The sequence below is a fragment of the Streptomyces sp. NPDC126503 genome (assembly GCF_040302405.1).
Taxonomy (GTDB): Bacteria; Actinomycetota; Actinomycetes; order Streptomycetales; family Streptomycetaceae; genus Streptomyces; species Streptomyces gulbargensis.
Window position 1 is genome coordinate 266,679 of sequence record NZ_JBEORS010000001.1, and the last position, 17,506, is coordinate 284,184.

Here is a 17,506-nt window from a genome sequence, read left to right on the forward strand (position 1 = left end):
TGTAAAGCTATCTTTAGAAAGATTCCTTTACAAGGGTTCTCCCCTCACCCTCCCTTCGCCACGGCGGCGAGCCCGGACCCCGCCCCCACCACCGCGATCGCCCCGTCCCGGTCCGTCCGCAGCACCCGCGCACCGCCCGCGCCCAGCGCCGCCACCGTGCGGGGCGAGGGATGCCCGTACGGGTTGTCGGCCCCCGTCGAGACCAACGCCAGCCGCGGCCGTACCGCCCGCATCAGCCCCGGGTCCTGGTGCGCCGAACCGTGATGGGCCACCTTCAGCACGTCGACCGGCCCCAGATCCGGTCGGCTGCGCAACAGGGCGGCCTGCGCCGGCGGTTCGAGGTCCCCGAGCAGCAGCAATCGCGCGCCGCCCGCCGTCCGGACGAGCAGGGTGACGCTGGAGTCGTTCGCCCCGGTCCCCGGCGCGGGGGGCCCGGCGGCCGGCCAGAGCACCCACCACTCCAGGGCCCCGATTCTCCGGTGCTCCCCCGCCACGGCCCGCACCAGCGGCACCCGCGCCTGTGCCGCGGTCCGCCGGACGAAAGCCGCCTGCCCGGGCGGCTCCTGGAGCCCCGTCGTCTGGACGGCCCCCACGGCGCGACCGCGCAGCACCCCCGGCAGCCCCGCCACGTGATCCGCGTGGAAGTGCGTGAGGACGACCAACGGCACCTTCCTCACTCCGAGTTCGCGCAGACAACGGTCGACCGGCCCGGCCTCCGGGCCCGCGTCCACGACGACGGCCGCGTCCCCGCCCGCCGCGAGCACCACCGCGTCCCCCTGCCCGACCTGGCACATGGCCAGCACCCAGCCCGGCGGCGGCCAGCCGGTGGCCCACCGTGCCAGCGGCGCCGGCCTCACGACCACCAGGACCAGCACTGCGGCCAGGACCACGCCGATCACCCCCCGATGCGGCAACCGGCGGGCACCGAGCACCACCAGAACCGTGAGCCCCGCGAGCCCCAGACCGCCCCACCAGCCGCCCGGCCAGCTCACCTCCGCACCCGGCAGCGCCGCCCCCGTCCGCGCCACCGTGGCGATCCACCCGGCCGGCCACCCCGCCACCCAGGCCACGCCCTCCGCGGCCGACGCCCACAGCGGCGCCAACGCGAGCGCGGCGAACCCGAGTACCGTCGCCGGGGCCACGGCGAACTCCGCGAACAGGTTCGCCGGGATCGCCACCAGACTCACCCGCGCCGCGAACACCACCACGACCGGCGCGCACACCGCCTGCGCCGCCAGGGCGGCCGCCAGCGCCTCCGCGATCCGGTCCGGCATCCCGCGCCGCCGCAGGGCCGCGCTCCAGCGCGGCGCCACGGTGAGCAGCGCCCCGGTGGCCAGGACCGAGAGCAGGAAGCCGTAGCTCCGCGCCAGCCAGGGGTCGAAGAGCACCAGCGCAAGGACGGCCGCCGCGAGCGCCGGAATCAGCGACCGGCGCCGGCCCGTGAAGATCGCGAGGAGCACGACCAGACCGCAGGCGGCGGCCCGCAGCACACTCGGATCGGGCCGGCAGACGAGGACGAAGGCGAGCGTCAGCGCCCCGCCCGCCAGCGCCGTCGCTCTCAGGGACATCCCCAGCCGGGGCGCGAGTCCGCCGCGCTCCACCCGGTGGGCCGTCCCCGGGCGGCCGACGAGCAGCAGCAGGACCACCGACAGGTTGCTCCCGGAGACCGCCAGCAGGTGGGTGAGGTCCGTGGCCACGAAGGCCTCCCGCAGCTCGGGCCCGATCCTGGAGGTGTCGCCGACGACCAGGCCCGGCAGCAGAGCCCGCGGGTCGGGGGCGAGCCCTTCGGACGCCGTGCGCAGTCCGGCCCGCAGCTTCCCCGCGAAGCGCTGCGGCGCGCTCGGCCGCTCGACGATCCGGGGCGGGCCGGACCGGTCCGCCCTCAGGACCGCGGCGAAGCGCTCCGCGGGGTTCAGGGGCGGCGCGAACCGGCCCTCCATACTCAGCCGGGTGGAGGGGAGGAGCCGGAGCCACGCCTCCCGCCCCTCCCCCGGCGGCACGATCACCAGCACCGGGGTCCGGGTCCGGTGGACGGAGCCGTCCACGCCCTCGACCCGGGTCACCTCGCCGTCCAGGACGACCGAGACGGGCGCCATCGCGTTGCCCCGCACCCGGGGCCGGGTGAGCCGGGGATCGGCGGTGACGGTCACCTCCACCTGCGCCCGGCCGTACCGCTCCACCAGTTCCGGCACGGGGCCGCGCACCCGGTCCGCCGCGTGCAACCCCGCCGAGGCCGCGCCCGCCGCCGCGCAGAACAGCACCGCGACCACCGCCGTCGTCCGCAGCCCGCGCCCCGCCGCCCCCGTGGCACGCCGCCGCACCGCCGGAACCAGCAGAACGGCCGGCACCACCAGGCAGAACGCCACAGCGGTGATCGTGCGCCACCCGGTGGTCCCCACGGCCCAGGCCGCCGCTGCCCAGGCGGCGAGGGCCGGCGGCACGAGCCGCAGATCGGCCCACCCCTCCTTCTCCGCCGGGGCACGCGCCTCCGCACCAGGCCCGGGGCGTGACCGCGCGTCCGGACCTGCCGTCGGCGTCGTCGCGGCTCCGGCCGGGCGGTCTGCCGGGTTCATGGCCGGACCAGCGGTTCGAGATCCGCGAAGCGGCGCTCGCCGATGCCGTCGACGTCCCGCAGCTCCGCGACCGTACGGAACCCGCCGTGCCGGCTGCGGTGGTCCACGATGTGCCGCGCCAGGACCGGCCCCACGCCCGGCAGGGAGTCGAGCTGCTCCGCCGTGGCCGCGTTGAGGCTGAGCGGTGCCGCGGGGCCCGGGTCACCGGCGGATCCCGGACCGCCGGCGGATCCCGGGACGGGTCCCCCCGCGCCCCCGGCCGGCGCCCCCGGCAGACCGACCAGCACCTGCTCACCGTCCAGGAGCACCCTCGCCCGGTTGAGAGCCGTCAGATCGGCTCCCGGTTTCGCCCCTCCCGCGGCCTTCAGTGCGTCCGCCACCCGCGACCCCGCCGGCAGCGTCAGCACCCCGGGGCGGCGCACCTTGCCGCTGACGTCCACGACGACGTTCGCCCGGCCCGTCGCGCTCGCCACGGCCCTCGGCGGACCGGCCTCCGCCGGGAGCGGGGTGGACACCTCCGACGCCGAGGGGGCCACCGGGGGCGGGACGGCACGCACCACTTCGGGTGCCCGTACCGGTTCCGGCCGCCCCGTCCAGAAGAAGGCGCCCGCGATCACGGCCGCCACGGCGAGAACCACCGCGAGCGCGGCCAGGGTCCTCGGTTCGAGACCGCACCGCGTCCGCACCCACAGCGGGACACGCTCGCGGACCGCCTCCGTGAACCTCTCCCGCCGCCCCGGCCGCGAACGGCCGGCCGTCAGCTCTTCCCTGTCCGCCGTCCGCGGATCCCCCGTCGCCTCCGGCAGGCGGGCCTCCGGAAACAGGGCGGCCCCCCTGACCCGTACGGCGTCACCGCCGATCGGAAGCGGGTCCCGGGCCGGTGCCCCCTCCGGGACCTCTCCCGGACGGGACACGGGACGCGTGGAGGCCACAGGGTACGAAACCGACGGAGCCCCCTCGCCCGCGGCCGTCCCGCCGACGCGGGAGCGTCGCCGGGCCCGCCCGGGAGGCGAGCCCCGGCCGCCCGTCCTGCTCCGTCCGTCGGAACCCGGCGCACGGCCGGGCCCACTCGTCGGGGCCGCCGAGGCGCTGCCGGTGCCGAACGCGGTCGTGTCGATGTCTGTGTGAAGAACCATGCTCGTGACGGTAGGGATCACCGCCTCGCCGTGCCGGTCCGCGCCATGTTCCGTGGACAGCCGCCCGGTTGTGGAAAACTCCCTCACTCTTCCGGGTGAAGGGGCAGGTGGTCAGCGGGGTGAGACGACCACCGCGAGCAGGCCAGGCCCGGTGTGGGCGCCGATGACCGCGCCCACCTCACTGACCTGGAGGTCCTCGATGGCCGGCAGACGCTTTCGCAGCCGGTCGGCGAGCACGGCGGCCCGCTCGGGTGCGGAGAGGTGGTGCACGGCGACGTCGACGGGGCCCGTTCCGGCCCGCTCGACGGCGATCTCCTCCAGGCGTGCGATGGCCTTGGAGGCGGTGCGGACCTTCTCGCGCAATTCGATCCGGCCGCCGTCGAGTTCGAGGAGCGGCTTGACCGCGAACGCGGAGCCCAGCAGAGCCTGGGCGGCGCCGATGCGGCCGCCCTTGCGCAGGTAGTCGAGGGTGTCGACGTAGAAGTAGGCGGAGGTGTTCGCCACCCGCTTCTCGGCTGCCGCGGCGGCCTCGTCGAGGGAGCCTCCGGCCTCCGCGACCTCGGCCGCCGCGAGCGCGCAGAAGCCCAGGGCCATGCCGACCATGCGGGTGTCGACCACCCGCACGGGGACGGGTGCCTCCCTCGCGGCCAGGACGGCCGCGTCGTACGTGCCGGAGACCTCGGCGGACAGGTGCAGGGAGACGATGCCCCGTGCCCCGGCCGCGGCGGCGTCCCGATAGGCCTCCGCGAAGACCTCGGGCCCCGGGCGCGAGGTGGTGACGTGGCGCCGCTTCTGCAGGGCCTCGGCCAGGGATCTGGCCGAGATCTCCGTGCCCTCCTCGTAGGCGCGGTCACCGATGACGACGGTCAACGGGACCGCGGTGATCGCGTGCCGCTCCATCGTCTGGGGTGGCAGGTAGGCCGTGGAATCGGTGACGATCGCGACATGCCGGGACATGAGCGGGAGGTTACCCGTCACGGCCGCCGCGCGGCAGTCCGCCCCCTGCGCGGCCCGGACGCGGACGGCGCGGCCCCACCAGGGAACACGGCGGCGGCGGCCCGGTCACGGGACCTCCGCGGCTCCGTCCGCTCCGTCAGGTGGTGCTCTCCGGGCGGGCCGACTTCTCCCACGGGTAGGCGGTCAGCCGCGGATCGCGCGGCGGAAGCGCCTGCGGCCCCTCGGCCGCCCCCGCCCCGCCGGTACCCGCCGTCGTGTGTCCGGTGGCCGCCGCCCCCGGCTCTCCCCAGGGGTCGGCGGACGCGGCCGTTCCGCCCGCGGCGTGCGGCCCGCTCTCCGCGCGGTCCCAGTGGCGCAGCGCGCCCGCCTCCATGTCGATCTGGGCCGACAGCGCCGACAGGTCGTCCTCGGCGAACTTCCGGGCCCGCTCCCGGGCGGCCCGGCGCAGGGCCTCGGCCGAGCTGGTGATCCGCTCCGTACGGGCGGTCAGGTCGGGGAGCTGTGCGGCCACCCATGCCCGGTCGGGCTCCTTCTCCAGCCGCTTGAGGTCCTCGTCCAGTTCGAGACCGTGGGCACTCAGCCGCTGGAAGAGGTCGAGGGACTCCCTCAGTGAGGCGTCCTCGACGGCGCCGGCCTTCAACGCCTCCTGCGTGGCGCGCATCGACGTGCGCAACGACAGTCTCAGCCGGGCCAGCTCGCCCGCGACGCCCGCCTGGCCGATGCTCTTGGCGCGCAGCGTCGTGTCCTCGACGGTCCGCCGCGCCTGGTCGATCGTGCGGTCCACCCCGCGCTTGGTCGCCTTGACCACCTTGACGGTGGCGTAGACCCCGAGCGCCACGAACGCCAAGAACAACAGCGCCAGGATCGTGACAATCGCGCCATCCATGTGCGCCCCTCCGGTGTCCGTCGGCTTCCACGGTTGTGGTTCCTCCACGGTAAACGGAACGGGCAGGCCGGTGGTTCCATCGGAACCCCCAACCTGCCCGTAGGGGAAACCCCTGGGTCGGTCCGCGTGACTAGCCGGCCACGATGTTGACCAGCTTCGGCGCGCGCACGATCACCTTGCGGATCTCGGCCCCGCCCAGCGCGTTGACCACGTGCGGGTCGGCCAGCGCCAGCGCCTCCAGGTCGGCGTCGGTGATCGACGGCGGGACCTCCAGACGCGCCTTGACCTTGCCCTTGATCTGCACGACGCAGGTCACGGTCTCGTCCACGACGTACGCCGGGTCGGCGACGGGGAAGTCCTGGTGGACGACCGACCGCTCGTGGCCCAGGCGGTGCCACAGCTCCTCGGCGATGTGCGGGGCCAGCGGGGCGACCAGCAGCACCAGCTGCTCGGCGACCGTGCGGGAGACCGCGCCACCGGACTTGGTCAGGTGGTTGTTCAGCTCGGTGATCTTGGCGATGGCGGTGTTGAAGCGCATCGCGGCCATGTCCTGGGAGACACCGTCGATCGCCTTGTGCAGGGCGCGCAGCGTGTCCTCGTCGGGCGCGGTGTCGACGACGGTGACCTCGCCGGTCGTCTCGTCGACGATGTTGCGCCACAGCCGCTGCAGCAGCCGGTACTGGCCGACCACCGCGCGCGTGTCCCAGGGCCGCGAGACGTCCAGCGGGCCCATGGCCATCTCGTAGAGGCGCAGGGTGTCGGCCCCGTACTCGGCGCAGATCTCGTCCGGGGTGACGGCGTTCTTCAGGGACTTGCCCATCTTGCCCAGGACGCGGCTGACCTTCTCGCCCTGGTACCAGAAGCCGCCGTCACGCTCCTCGACCTCGGCCGCCGGGACGGCGATGCCGCGCGCGTCCCGGTAGACGTAGGCCTGGATCATGCCCTGGTTGTACAGCTTGTGGAACGGCTCGGCCGAGGAGATGTGGCCCAGGTCGAACAGGACCTTGGACCAGAAGCGGGCGTACAGCAGGTGCAGCACGGCGTGCTCGGCGCCGCCCACGTACAGGTCGACACCGCCCGTCGGCATGCCCTCGCGCGGTCCCATCCAGTACTGCTCGATGGCCGGGTCGACCAGCTTCCGGTCGTTGTGCGGGTCCAGGTAGCGCAGCTCGTACCAGCAGGAGCCGGCCCAGTTGGGCATGGTGTTGGTCTCGCGGCGGTACCGCTTGGGGCCGTCGCCCAGGTCCAGCGTGACGTTGACCCAGTCCTCGTTGCGGGACAGCGGGGTCTCCGGCTGCGTGTCGGCGTCGTCCGGGTCGAAGGTGCGCGGCGAGTAGTCCTCGACCTCCGGCAGCTCCAGCGGCAGCATCGACTCGGGCAGCGGGTGGGCGACCCCGTCCTCGTCGTAGACGATCGGGAAGGGCTCGCCCCAGTAGCGCTGGCGGCTGAACAGCCAGTCGCGCAGGCGGAAGTTGACGGTGCCCTCGCCGATGCCGCGCTCGGCCAGCCAGGCGGTGATCCTCGCCTTGGCGTCGACGACGCCCAGGCCGTCCAGGGAGACCTCGCCGTTGGCGGAGTTGATCAGCTTCGCCTCGTACGAGGAGAAGGCGTCGTCCCAGGTGGCCGGGTCGGTGCCGCGGTCGTCGCTCGGCTCCACGACGCAGCGCATCGGCAGCTCGAAGGCGCGCGCGAAGGCGAAGTCGCGGGAGTCGTGCGCCGGGACCGCCATGATCGCGCCGGTGCCGTAGCCCATCAGGACGTAGTCGGCGATGAAGACGGGAACCCGCTCGCCGCTGACCGGGTTGGTCGCGTACGCGCCGGTGAAGACGCCGGTCTTCTCCTTGGCGTCGGCCTGGCGCTCGACGTCGGACTTGGAGGCGGCCTGCTTGCGGTAGGCGTCGACGGCCTCGGCCGGGGTGGCGTGCCCACCGGTCCACACCTCGTGGGTGCCCTCGGGCCAGGCGGCCGGGACGATCTTCTCGACCAGGTCGTGCTCGGGGGCCAGCACCATGTAGGTCGCGCCGAACAGCGTGTCCTGGCGGGTGGTGAAGACGGTGATCGCACCGGCGTCGCCGACCTGGAAGTCGACGCGGGCGCCCTCGGAGCGGCCGATCCAGTTGCGCTGCTGCAGCTTGATGGCCTCGGGCCAGTCCAGGCCGTCCAGGTCGTCCAGCAGGCGGTCCGCGTAGGCGGTGATGCGCATGTTCCACTGGCGCAGCTTGGCCTTGAAGACGGGGAAGTTGCCGCGCTCGGAGCGGCCGTCGGCGGTGACCTCCTCGTTGGCCAGGACGGTGCCCAGGCCGGGGCACCAGTTGACCGGGGCGTCGGAGGCGTACGCCAGGCGGTACTCGCCCAGGACGTCGGCGCGCTCGGCCGCGGTCAGCGCGCTCCACTCACGGCCGCCGGGAACCTCGCGCGTGCCGTTCTCGAACTGCTCGACCAGCTCCGCGATCGGCCGGGCCTTGCGGGCCTCGGTGTCGTACCAGGAGTTGAAGATCTGCAGGAAGATCCACTGGGTCCACTTGTAGTAGTCCGGGTCGATCGTCGCGAACGACCGGCGCTTGTCGTGGCCCAGACCCAGTCGGCGCAGCTGGGCCTTCATGTTCTCCATGTTGGCCTCGGTGGACACGCGCGGGTGCGTGCCGGTCTGCACGGCGTACTGCTCGGCCGGCAGGCCGAAGGCGTCGAAGCCGAGGGTGTGCAGGACGTTGTGCCCGTTCATGCGCGCGTGGCGGGCGAAAACATCCGTGGCGATGTAGCCCAGGGGGTGGCCGACGTGCAGGCCCGCGCCCGAGGGGTACGGGAACATGTCCATGATGAACTTCTTGGGCCGGGCGGCGACCTCGGGGTCGCCGGCCAGGTCACCGGTGGGGTTCGGAGCCTCGTACGTGCCGTCGGCGTCCCAGAAGTCCTGCCAGCGTGCCTCGATGTCAGCGGCCATGGCCGCCGTGTAGCGATGCGGTGCCGCCGTCTCGGCGGCCGTATTGGTCTCGGTCATGGTCCTTGAAGCTCCATCGATCGTCTCTGCCCACTGCCACGAACTGCCACGAAATGAAAAATCCCCTCGCACAGGAGGGGACGCCGCGCCGACTCCGACGGATGTCTGTGACCGTCGGGACTGATCAGCGCGGCTCGATAAGCAGGAGGCGTACGGCACGCATGGCGCCAGGGTACCGCAGGGCCCACAACGGCCGCACCGAATGTCCGCCGCCCGGACGGCCACGGCGCTGCGCGCGAAGCGGCGCGACCTGGACGGAAGGCCGCACACGACGAAGCGGGCCACCCGATCCGGGTGGCCCGCTTCTTCACTGTGGAGCTAAGGAGAATTGAACTCCTGACCTCCTGCATGCCATGCAGGCGCTCTACCAACTGAGCTATAGCCCCTTGCTGTTTTCGTCTCCGTCCCGGTTTCCCTCGCGGCGACAGACAGAACATTAACCGGCTCCCCGGCAGATCTCCAAATCGGTTCTCCGGGGGCCTCTGACCAGGCGGGTAGGGTCGCCGACTGTGTCCGTCTCCGTGCTGTCGAAAACCCGTGCCCGGCCCTGGCCCCTGGTCACCGCCGCGGCGGTCTGCCTGCTCTCCTTCACGGCCTTCTGGGTGGCGCAACGCCTCGCCCACGTGAACATGCTCGACGTGATGGTCTACCGCGCCGAGGCCGAGACGCTGCGGGCCGGGGGCGACCTGTACGCGATGCGCGCCACCTCGGCGAACCTCGGCATGACGTACCCGCCGATCGCCGCCGTGCTGTTCCTGCCGCTGACCTGGGTGAGCGTTCCGGTGATGCGGACGCTGTCGACGGCGGGGAACCTGCTGCTCGTCGTCGCCCTGGTGCGGCTGTCGCTCCAGCTGGTGCGCCCGGCCCTGGCACGCGCCGAGGCCCGTACGGACCTGTGGCGTACGACGCTGTGGGTGGCCGCCGCCGTGGTCTGGTGCGAACCGGTGTGGACGACGCTGCGCTACGGGCAGATCAACCTGCTGGTGGCGGTGGCGGTCCTGTGGGACCTCACCCGGCGCGCGGGGAGCCGGTGGGCCGGGCTCGGCATCGGCCTGGCGACCGCGGTGAAACTCACACCGGGTCTCTTCGTGGTGCTGCTGTTCGCGGCCGGGCTGCTGCTGTGGCGCCGCGACCGCGGGACGAACCCGTGGCTGCGGACGGCGCTGACGGCGACCGGGGTGTTCCTCGCCGCGACCCTGGCCGCCGTGGTGGCCCTGCCGGCCGACTCCCGCACCTTCTGGACGCGGACCCTGTTCGAGACCGGCCGGGTCGGCCACGCCGAGGAGACCGCCAACCAGTCCCTGAGCGGGGTCCTCGCCCGGCTGATGCACACCGACTCCCCCGGCGTGTGGTGGGTGCTCGCCGCCGGCGCGTTCGGCGCCGTGGCGATGACCCTGGCGATACGGGCGGCACTGCGCGGCGACAAGGCGGTGGCCGTCGTCGTCTGTGCCTTCGCCGCCCTGATGATCAGTCCGATCTCCTGGTCCCACCACTGGGTCTGGTGCGTCCCGCTGCTGATTCTGCTCGCGGACCGCTCCACGCGCGCGTGGCCGGTGACGGGCGCGGTCGCGCTGGCCTTCGCCTCGTTCGCGCTGTGGTGGGTGCCGCACGACCCGGGCCGGCCCGAACTGGACCAGAACGCGGGACAGATGCTGCTGTCGGCGGTCTATCCGCTGACGGCGACCGCCGTTCTCGCGGGGTACGCGCTGAGCCTGCGGCGGCGTGAGGCCACGGCGAGGGAACACGCCGAGGGTTCCGGGGAACACGCCGGCGGCCCCGCGCGATCAGGCCCCGGCGAGGGAGAGCTGACGGAGCGCCGCGATCACGCCGTGGCGAAGGAGTAGAACCGCTTGAGGGTGCAGTGCTCGTCGAGGAGCCGGCCGTAGATCGGCTCCCCCTCCAACTCTCGGTAGGTCTCGATCGGGTCGCCTTTTATGATCAGCGCCCGCGCGCACTCCTCGCACCAGTACTGGAACTCGGGGTTCACGGGATCCATGTCGCGGACGATGGGCGTCCCGCTGCCGCACCAGTCGCACTTCCGCCTGTGTGCACCCATCAGTCAGCTCCCGCTGTGGCCGCAGGCCGCGCACACATAGGACACCCCGCCGTCGACGCCGAACACCTGGGCCACCCTCCCGTCCGGATCCTGGTCCCCCTCCGGCCGTCCGATTCTGCCATGGCACCGCAAGGGGGTCAGCGCGCTCGGCGCACCCGCCCCACCACCGCCCCGGCACCCGAGGCGGCGGCCAGCGCGAGCGCTGTCGTCCACAGCGCGTCGGCGGACGGCACCGGGCCTCCTCCGGCCGCCCGGCCGAGAAAGAGGGCGCCGAAGGCGGCGACTCCGACGAGCTGCCCGAGCTGGGTGACGGTCGCGAGCAGCCCGCCGGCATCGGTGGCGTCCTCGGGTCGTACGGTGGCCAGCGCGCCGGTCAGGACAGGGCTGAAGGCCAGCGAGAGGCCCACGCCCATCGCGCCGAGGGCCGGCGGCAGCGCCCAGCCGCCCCCGGTGCCGTCCGCCAGGATCCGGCCGACGGCGAGCGCGGCCACGGCGGCCAGCAGGAATCCGCCGGGGACCAGCAGAGGCGCCGCCCAGGCGGGCCGGCGGCGCCAGGTCAGCCCCACGATGCCGAAGGCGACGGCGGCCGGGGCGAAGGTGAGGCCCGCGCGCAGGGCACTGTGACCGAGGCCGCCCTGGAGGTGCAGGGTGAGGACGAAGAGGAAACCCGCGTTGACGCCCGTGGCGAGGGCGATCCGGAGCACGGCCACGCCCATGCCGGGACGGCGCAGCACCCGGGGGGCGATCAATGGGGCGCCGCCGCGCCGGGCGAGACGCGACTCGTGGAGCGCGAAGGTCGCGAGGACCGGTACGGAGCCGCCGAGCGAGAGCCAGGTCCACAGCGGCCAGTCGTACTCCTGACCGAGGACGAGGGGCACGGTCAGGAGGGTGACGGCCGCGGCGAGCAGGACGAGCCCGGGCAGGTCGAGCCGGCGGGTACGCGAGCCGGTGGTGACGTCCGGGGGCAGGACGCGCGCGCCGAGGACGAGCAGGACGATTCCGATGGGCGCGTTGACGAGGAACACCGGCCGCCAGCCCGTGCCGAAGAGGTCGGCGCTGACGAGCACACCGCCCAGGACCTGCCCGGCGGCGGCGCCGGTGGCCAGGACCGCCGCGTAGGCGCCGAGGGCGCGGCCGCGCGCCTCGCCGGTGAAGGTGCGCTGGATGAGGCTCAGGACCTGCGGGATCATCAGGGCCGCGCCTGCCCCCTGGGCGACCCGGAAGGCGATCAACTGGCCGGTGCCTGAGGCCAGTCCGCAGGCGAGTGAGGCGGCGGTGAAGAGGGCGAGGCCGCCGAGGTACGCCCGGCGGTGGCCGAGCAGGTCCCCGAGGCGGGCGCCGGTGACGAGCAGCACGGCGTAGGCGGTGGTGTATCCGGCGACCACGAGTTGCAGTTCCGCTCCGGAGGCGGCCAGTTCGGCGCGGATGGTGGGGGCGGCGACGTTGACGATGAAGGTGTCGAGGAGTGCCATGAACTGGGCGGCGAGCAGGACGCCGAGGAGCGGTCCGGGGCGATTGTCGGTGCCGGGGGCTTTACTGAGGACGGGACGTGTCGCGGTCGAGGTCATGCGCCGAGCGTGATCGCGGCCGGATACGGGTAACGAGAGTCCGCCGATGCTGGTACCGGCAGCACCTGGCAGCGGCGGGACGGGGACTCGACCATGGGGGTGTGACGACTGTGGCAGCACCGACTCGAGCGCGTCGGCGGCCGGAACTGGCCGCCTTCCTGCGCAGCCGCCGGGCCCGGGTGACGCCCGAGGACGTGGGCATGCCGCCGGGGCTGCGCCGCCGCACGCCCGGGCTGCGCAGGGAGGAGGTCGCCCAGCTCTCCGGTGTGGGCGTGACCTGGTACACGTGGCTGGAGCAGGGCCGGCCGATCAACGCCTCCGCGCAGGTGCTGGACGCGGTCGCCCGCACGCTGCGGCTCGACCGGCCGGAGCGGGAGCACCTCTACCACCTCGCCGAGGTGCCGTACGAGCCGGATCCGGCCACCGAACAGGTCCTGTCCGTGAGCCCGGAGATCCAGGGCATCCTGGACGCGCTGGTCCCGCATCCGGCGGTGCTCTACAACGCGCGGTACGACGTGCTGGCGACGAATTCCACCTACGCGCGGTTGTTCCTGGAGGACACGCGGGGAATGAAGCCGGCCCCGTCCGGGATACCCAACGTGCTGTGGGGGCTGTTCACCGTGGCCGACGCGAAGTGCCCGGTGGTCGACCGGGAGGTGGAGCTGCCGCTGATGGTGGCCCAGTTGCGCGGCGCGTACGGGCGGCACGTCGGCGAGCCCGCGTGGGAGTCCTTCGTGCGGCTCCTGTCGGAGGCCAGCCCGTACTTCGCCCGGCTCTGGCGCAGCGGAGACGTGGTGCCGCCCGGGACCCGCGTGAAGACCTTCCGGCACGAGCTGGTCGGCGAGATCCGGATGACCTCGGTGTCGCTGTCGGTCAACGGAATGCCGGAGTGCCGGATCGTGGCCTACACGCCGAGCGACGAGGACAGCCGCCGCGCGATCGACTCCCTGCGGGCGAGCGGCCGGGCCGGCGGGTGAGAAAGGGGCGGCGGAAACGACGGATCCCGCCCCCTTGCGGGGACGGGATCCGGTGTCTGTGGAGCTAAGGAGAATTGAACTCCTGACCTCCTGCATGCCATGCAGGCGCTCTACCAACTGAGCTATAGCCCCTCGTGTTCTTCGCGCTCCGCGCTTCGAACAAGAAGAACTTTAGCCTGTGACCTGCCAGAAAGTGAAATCCGGGTCCGAGGGGCCGCTCGGGGTCTCAGCGGGGCCGCTCGGAGGCCTCAGTCGTCGTCGCCGAGGACCGGCTCGGGGAGCGTGCCGGCGTTGTGCTCCAGCAGGCGCCAGCCACGCGCGCCCTCGCCGAGGACCGACCAGCAGCAGTTGGAGAGCCCGCCCAGGCTCTCCCAGTGCTCGGACTCCAGGCCGAGGAGCCGGCCGATGGTGGTGCGGATGGTGCCGCCGTGGCTGACCACGACGAGCGTGCCGCCCTCGGGAAGCTTGTCGGCGTGCTCCAGGACCACCGGGGCGGCCCGGTCGGCCACCTCGGTCTCCAGTTCGCCGCCGCCCCGGCGCACGGGCTCGCCGCGCTTCCAGGCCGCGTACTGCTCGCCGTACCGCTCCACGATCTCCTCGTGGGTGAGGCCCTGCCACTCCCCCGCGTACGTCTCGCGCAGAGCGGAGTCGTGGGCGACGGTGTGGCCGGTGATCGCGGCGAGTTCGGCGGCGGTGGCGGCCGCGCGCTTCAGGTCGGAGGCGACGATGGCGTCCGGCCCCAGCGCGGCGAGCAGACGGGCGGCCCGGCGCGCCTGGGCGACGCCGGTCTCCGTCAGCTCGATGTCGGTCGAGCCCTGGAAACGGCGCTCCAGGTTCCACGAGGTCTGGCCGTGACGCCACAGAACGATGCGGCGGCCCCTGCCGCCCGTGGTGGTGCTCAGCTCAGCTCACCGTCCGCTCCGTCGGCGCCGGTGAGGGCGGCGTGCTCGGCCGCCTTGCCGCGGGTCTTCACGGCGTCCTCGGGCAGCGGGAGCTCGGGGCAGTCCTTCCACAGCCGCTCGAGGGCGTAGAAGACGCGCTCCTCGCTGTGCTGCACGTGGACGACGATGTCCACGTAGTCGAGCAGGATCCAGCGCGCGTCGCGGTCGCCCTCGCGGCGGACCGGCTTGGCGCCGAGCTCCTTGAGCAGCCGCTCCTCGATCTCGTCGACGATCGACTTGACCTGGCGGTCGTTGGGGGCGGAGGCGAGCAGGAAGGCGTCGGTGATCGACAGCACATCGCTGACGTCGTACGCGATGATGTCGTGCGCGAGCCGGTCGGCCGCCGCCTGGGCGGCGGCGGTGACGAGCTCGATGGAGCGATCAGTGGCGGTCACAGGCAGGCTTTCGTCGGCGGTCCAGTACCCCTCCAGGGTCTCACGGACCGCCGACGGACCCGCAAACGATTACGAGGCGCCCGGAACCTCGTAGTCCCGGCCGAGGACCACGGTGACCGCGGCGGCACCGCCGGGCGTGCCCTTGGTGACCGCGCTCTCCGGTAGACCGAGGGTCTTGGCGACCTCGACGGCGGTCGCCTTCCGGGCGTCGTCGCCGTACACGACCTGCGAGGTCTCCCGGGTGCCGGACTCCGTCGTCCCGCCGACGAAGGCGTAGCCGCCGTTGATCAGGACGGCCCGGACGGCCTCGGTGGCCTTCCTGCCGGAGGCGTCCTTCACGGAGACCCGCGGCACGCCGTCGGTCTCCGGCGGGGTGACCTTGCCGCCGAGGACGTCCTTGACCACGGTGTCGCTCGCGCCGGCGCTGAGCGTGCCGTCCGCGCCGACGGGGAGCACGGTCGTGCGGTAGTCGCCGACCTTGGCGTACTCGCCCAGCTTGGCGAGGGAGGCGCCGAGGTCCTTGGCGGGCAGGGAGGGGTCGAGGATCTGGACGAGGTACTCGATGGCGGCGGTGGCGGCCTGGGGGTCGCCGGGCATCTTGCGGAGCACGCCGTACAGGACCTGTCCGAAGCGCCGGCTCCGGTCGGCCTCGGTCTCGCCGGGAGCGCGGTACGTGGCGTAGGCCACGGCGGCGGCTCCGTTGAGGGACTGCTTCTCGCCCTTCTCGACGAGCGGGGCCGCGCCCTTCTTGCGGTCGGGCACCGTGGTGTCGGTGTCGGCCTCGATGCCGCCGAGGTACTCGACGAGGTTCTCCAGGTACGGGGTGTCCAGCCTCCAGGTTCCGGTGATCTCGGCACCGAGGAGGTTGCCGACGGCCTCGCGGGTGCCGCTGGAACCGTCGTCCTCGACGGACTTGCCGAGGGTGGTCGCGGCGCCCTCGCCGTCGGCGACGACGACGGCGTTGGGGAGCAGGACGGTGGTGCCCTGCTTGGTGGTGGCGTTGTCGACGAGCAGGGCGGTGGTGGTCGTGCCGCTCTTGGTGTCGTGGAGGTGGATGACGATGGTGTCGCGCTTCTGCGGGCCGCTCGCGGGGGCGGGTCCGGCCTGCTCGCGGGACGTGCCGGGCAGCAGACCGGCGGACCAGAGGTAGCCGACGCCGCCGGCGACGGCGAGCACGAGGACGACGACGAGCGCGATGATCCGGTTGCGGCCGCGCCGGCGGGCCTCCTCGCGCCGCTCGGAGCGGCTCTCGGTGAACTTGAGCCAGTCGATGACGTCCTCGGAGTCCTCGTCGGGCTCCTCGATGAACGAGAACTGTTCGGTGCGGTAGGCCCGGTCCTCGTCCTGGCCCGTCCGCCCGGGACCGCCACCGCGTTCTGATTCACCGGGCCCCTCCGGGGCGGGGCGCTGGCCGGGGACGCCGGCGGGCGCGACCGTGGGGGCCGCCGGTGCCTCGGGCGCGGGGCTCGCGTAGGAGCCGGTGGCCGGGGCGGCCGCCTGCCACTGCTGGGTGCTCGCGGTGCTGTCGTACCCGGGGTAGGCGTAGTCCTGCGACTGCTCGGGCTGCTGGTGCGGGGGCTGCGGCGCGTACGGGTCGTACGCCGGCTGCTGGACGGGCTGTCCGTACGCGTCGTAGGCGTACCCCTGCTGGGTGGCGTACGGGTCCTGGGGGGCGTACGAGTCCTGGGGGGCGTACGGGTCGTAGGGCTGCTGCTGAGCCTGCTGCGGGACCTGCTGCTGGTACACCGGCTGCCCGTACGCGTCGTAGCCGATGATCTGCGGCTGCGGCTGGTACGGGTCGTACGGGTTCTGCTGATCGTTCACCGGTGCCCCTCCCCGGGACTCACTCGCCGCGGTACAGCTGGCGCTTGTCGATGTAGCGGACCACACCGTCCGGGACCAGATACCAGACGGGGTCGCCCTGCGCGACCCGCGCGCGGCAGTCGGTGGAGGAGATGGCGAGGGCGGGCACCTCGACCAGCGAGACGCCGCCCTTGGGCAGGCCGTCGTCGGTGAGGTCGTGGCCCGGCCGGGTGACACCGATGAAGTGGGCGAGCGAGAAGAGTTCCTCGGCGTCGCGCCAGGTGAGGATCTGCGACAGCGCGTCCGCCCCGGTGATGAAGAAGAGGTCGGAGTCGCTGTTGAGGGAGCGCAGGTCCCGGAGGGTGTCGATGGTGTACGTGGCGCCGCCGCGGTCGATGTCGATCCGGCTGACCGAGAACTGCGGGTTCGACGCGGTGGCGATGACCGTCATCAGATAGCGGTCCTCGGCCGGCGACACGGCCTTGTGACTCTTCTGCCAGGGCTCCCCGGTCGGCACGAACACCACCTCGTCGAGGTGGAACAGGGCGGCCACTTCACTGGCCGCCACCAGGTGTCCGTGGTGGATCGGGTCGAACGTCCCGCCCATCACGCCGAGTCGGCGCTTGCCGCGGCCACCAGTAGGCACTTCCTGCTCTCCCATGCGTGCAGAGCCTACTGGCACGGCGGCGGACACCGGATCGGCGGTCTCCCGGCTCAGCGGTCGCGGTTGAAGCGGGTGGTGATCCAGAGCAGCAGCATCAGGGCGAGGAAGGCGCCGCCGCCCGTGACGTACGGGTTGAGGCTGTCGTGGTTGCCGCCGTGCTCGGCGCCCTCGGAGGCGAGCGTGACCAGGTTGGCGGCGGTGCTGTGGAGGCTCATCTTCAGCAGGACCTATCGATCGGGGGTGGGAGCGGAGACTTCGCGCACATCGTATGCGGGCGGTCCGGGCGCGCTCACGCCGACTCAGGCGTTGGCGTCGTCGTCCCCGCGGTCCGTGTCGTCGCGGCCGTAGCCCCGGAGCAGGAACCAGGCGAGCAGGGCGCCGCCGACGAGGGAGACGAGCAGGACGACACGGAGCGTGTCGCCCGGTCCCTCCTGTGCGGCGGCGAGTCCCAGGAGGGTGGCCGCGAGGTCGGTGGTCTGGCCGGTGTCCGGCATGTCGGTCGTACTCCTCGGTCGTCCACGGTGCCCGAGTTGTCCACAGGCTCCCGCCACA

The 17,506-nt window shown here is 73.1% G+C and carries 15 protein-coding genes and 2 tRNA genes; 2 read left to right on the forward strand and 15 right to left on the reverse strand.

Going from position 1 to position 17,506, the window contains the following annotated elements; genetic code table 11:
• Positions 1–44: 44 nt before the first annotated feature.
• From ABTY40_RS01360 to ABTY40_RS01385, 6 genes are all read right to left on the reverse strand, one after another.
• Positions 45–2,573, reverse strand: coding sequence for a ComEC/Rec2 family competence protein (locus ABTY40_RS01360; protein WP_352057628.1), 2,529 nt, complete (start codon positions 2,571–2,573; stop codon positions 45–47).
• Positions 2,570–3,487, reverse strand: a complete 918-nt coding sequence (locus ABTY40_RS01365; protein ID WP_352057629.1) for a ComEA family DNA-binding protein — start codon at positions 3,485–3,487, stop codon at positions 2,570–2,572. The genes ABTY40_RS01360 and ABTY40_RS01365 overlap by 4 nt, the downstream gene beginning before the upstream one ends.
• A 333-nt stretch (positions 3,488–3,820) precedes the next feature.
• Positions 3,821–4,666, reverse strand: coding sequence for a DegV family protein (locus ABTY40_RS01370; RefSeq protein ID WP_352057630.1), 846 nt, complete (start codon positions 4,664–4,666; stop codon positions 3,821–3,823).
• A gap of 136 nt (positions 4,667–4,802) precedes the next feature.
• A complete protein-coding gene (locus ABTY40_RS01375) occupies positions 4,803–5,552 on the reverse strand; it encodes a hypothetical protein (RefSeq protein WP_352057631.1) in 750 nt (249 codons plus the stop codon).
• Between the two features lie 130 nt (positions 5,553–5,682).
• Positions 5,683–8,550 (reverse strand): leucine--tRNA ligase, encoded by a 2,868-nt coding sequence (gene leuS / locus ABTY40_RS01380; RefSeq protein WP_352057632.1) that lies wholly within the window; start codon positions 8,548–8,550, stop codon positions 5,683–5,685.
• A gap of 313 nt (positions 8,551–8,863) precedes the next feature.
• Positions 8,864–8,936, reverse strand: a tRNA-Ala gene (locus ABTY40_RS01385).
• Between the two features lie 123 nt (positions 8,937–9,059).
• On the opposite strand from ABTY40_RS01385, the gene ABTY40_RS01390 reads away from it, so the two are divergent.
• On the forward strand, positions 9,060–10,394 hold the full coding sequence (locus ABTY40_RS01390) for a glycosyltransferase 87 family protein (RefSeq protein ID WP_352057633.1): 1,335 nt from the start codon (positions 9,060–9,062) through the stop codon (positions 10,392–10,394).
• Here the strand turns inward: ABTY40_RS01390 and ABTY40_RS01395 are convergent.
• Both ABTY40_RS01395 and ABTY40_RS01400 read right to left on the reverse strand, forming a co-directional pair.
• A complete protein-coding gene (locus ABTY40_RS01395) occupies positions 10,373–10,606 on the reverse strand; it encodes a hypothetical protein (protein ID WP_005317760.1) in 234 nt (77 codons plus the stop codon). The genes ABTY40_RS01390 and ABTY40_RS01395 overlap by 22 nt on opposite strands.
• 137 nt (positions 10,607–10,743) lie before the next feature.
• Positions 10,744–12,174, reverse strand: coding sequence for an MFS transporter (locus tag ABTY40_RS01400; protein ID WP_352057634.1), 1,431 nt, complete (start codon positions 12,172–12,174; stop codon positions 10,744–10,746).
• A gap of 101 nt (positions 12,175–12,275) precedes the next feature.
• On the opposite strand from ABTY40_RS01400, the gene ABTY40_RS01405 reads away from it, so the two are divergent.
• The gene (locus ABTY40_RS01405) at positions 12,276–13,151 is read left to right on the forward strand and encodes a helix-turn-helix transcriptional regulator (protein WP_352057635.1); all 876 of its coding nucleotides are present in this window, start codon (positions 12,276–12,278) and stop codon (positions 13,149–13,151) included.
• Between the two features lie 59 nt (positions 13,152–13,210).
• On the opposite strand, the gene ABTY40_RS01410 is transcribed toward ABTY40_RS01405, so the two are convergent.
• From ABTY40_RS01410 to ABTY40_RS01440, 7 genes are all read right to left on the reverse strand, one after another.
• Positions 13,211–13,283 (reverse strand) — tRNA-Ala (locus tag ABTY40_RS01410).
• A gap of 116 nt (positions 13,284–13,399) precedes the next feature.
• Positions 13,400–14,053, reverse strand: coding sequence for a histidine phosphatase family protein (locus ABTY40_RS01415; RefSeq protein ID WP_352057838.1), 654 nt, complete (start codon positions 14,051–14,053; stop codon positions 13,400–13,402).
• Positions 14,050–14,487 (reverse strand): ribosome silencing factor, encoded by a 438-nt coding sequence (rsfS, locus tag ABTY40_RS01420; protein WP_345283282.1) that lies wholly within the window; start codon positions 14,485–14,487, stop codon positions 14,050–14,052. Before rsfS ends, ABTY40_RS01415 begins: the two co-directional genes overlap by 4 nt.
• Before the next feature lie 69 nt (positions 14,488–14,556).
• Positions 14,557–16,311 carry an LCP family protein gene (locus ABTY40_RS01425; protein ID WP_352057636.1) on the reverse strand — a complete coding sequence of 585 codons (1,755 nt, stop codon included), beginning with the start codon at positions 16,309–16,311 and terminating at the stop codon, positions 14,557–14,559.
• A gap of 19 nt (positions 16,312–16,330) precedes the next feature.
• Positions 16,331–16,951 carry a nicotinate-nucleotide adenylyltransferase gene (gene nadD / locus ABTY40_RS01430; protein ID WP_345283268.1) on the reverse strand — a complete coding sequence of 207 codons (621 nt, stop codon included), beginning with the start codon at positions 16,949–16,951 and terminating at the stop codon, positions 16,331–16,333.
• A gap of 53 nt (positions 16,952–17,004) precedes the next feature.
• Positions 17,005–17,169: a hypothetical protein gene (locus ABTY40_RS01435; RefSeq protein ID WP_030494103.1), complete on the reverse strand. Its 165-nt coding sequence runs from the start codon at positions 17,167–17,169 to the stop codon at positions 17,005–17,007.
• A gap of 84 nt (positions 17,170–17,253) precedes the next feature.
• A complete protein-coding gene (locus tag ABTY40_RS01440) occupies positions 17,254–17,448 on the reverse strand; it encodes a hypothetical protein (RefSeq protein WP_352057637.1) in 195 nt (64 codons plus the stop codon).
• Positions 17,449–17,506: the final 58 nt, after the last annotated feature.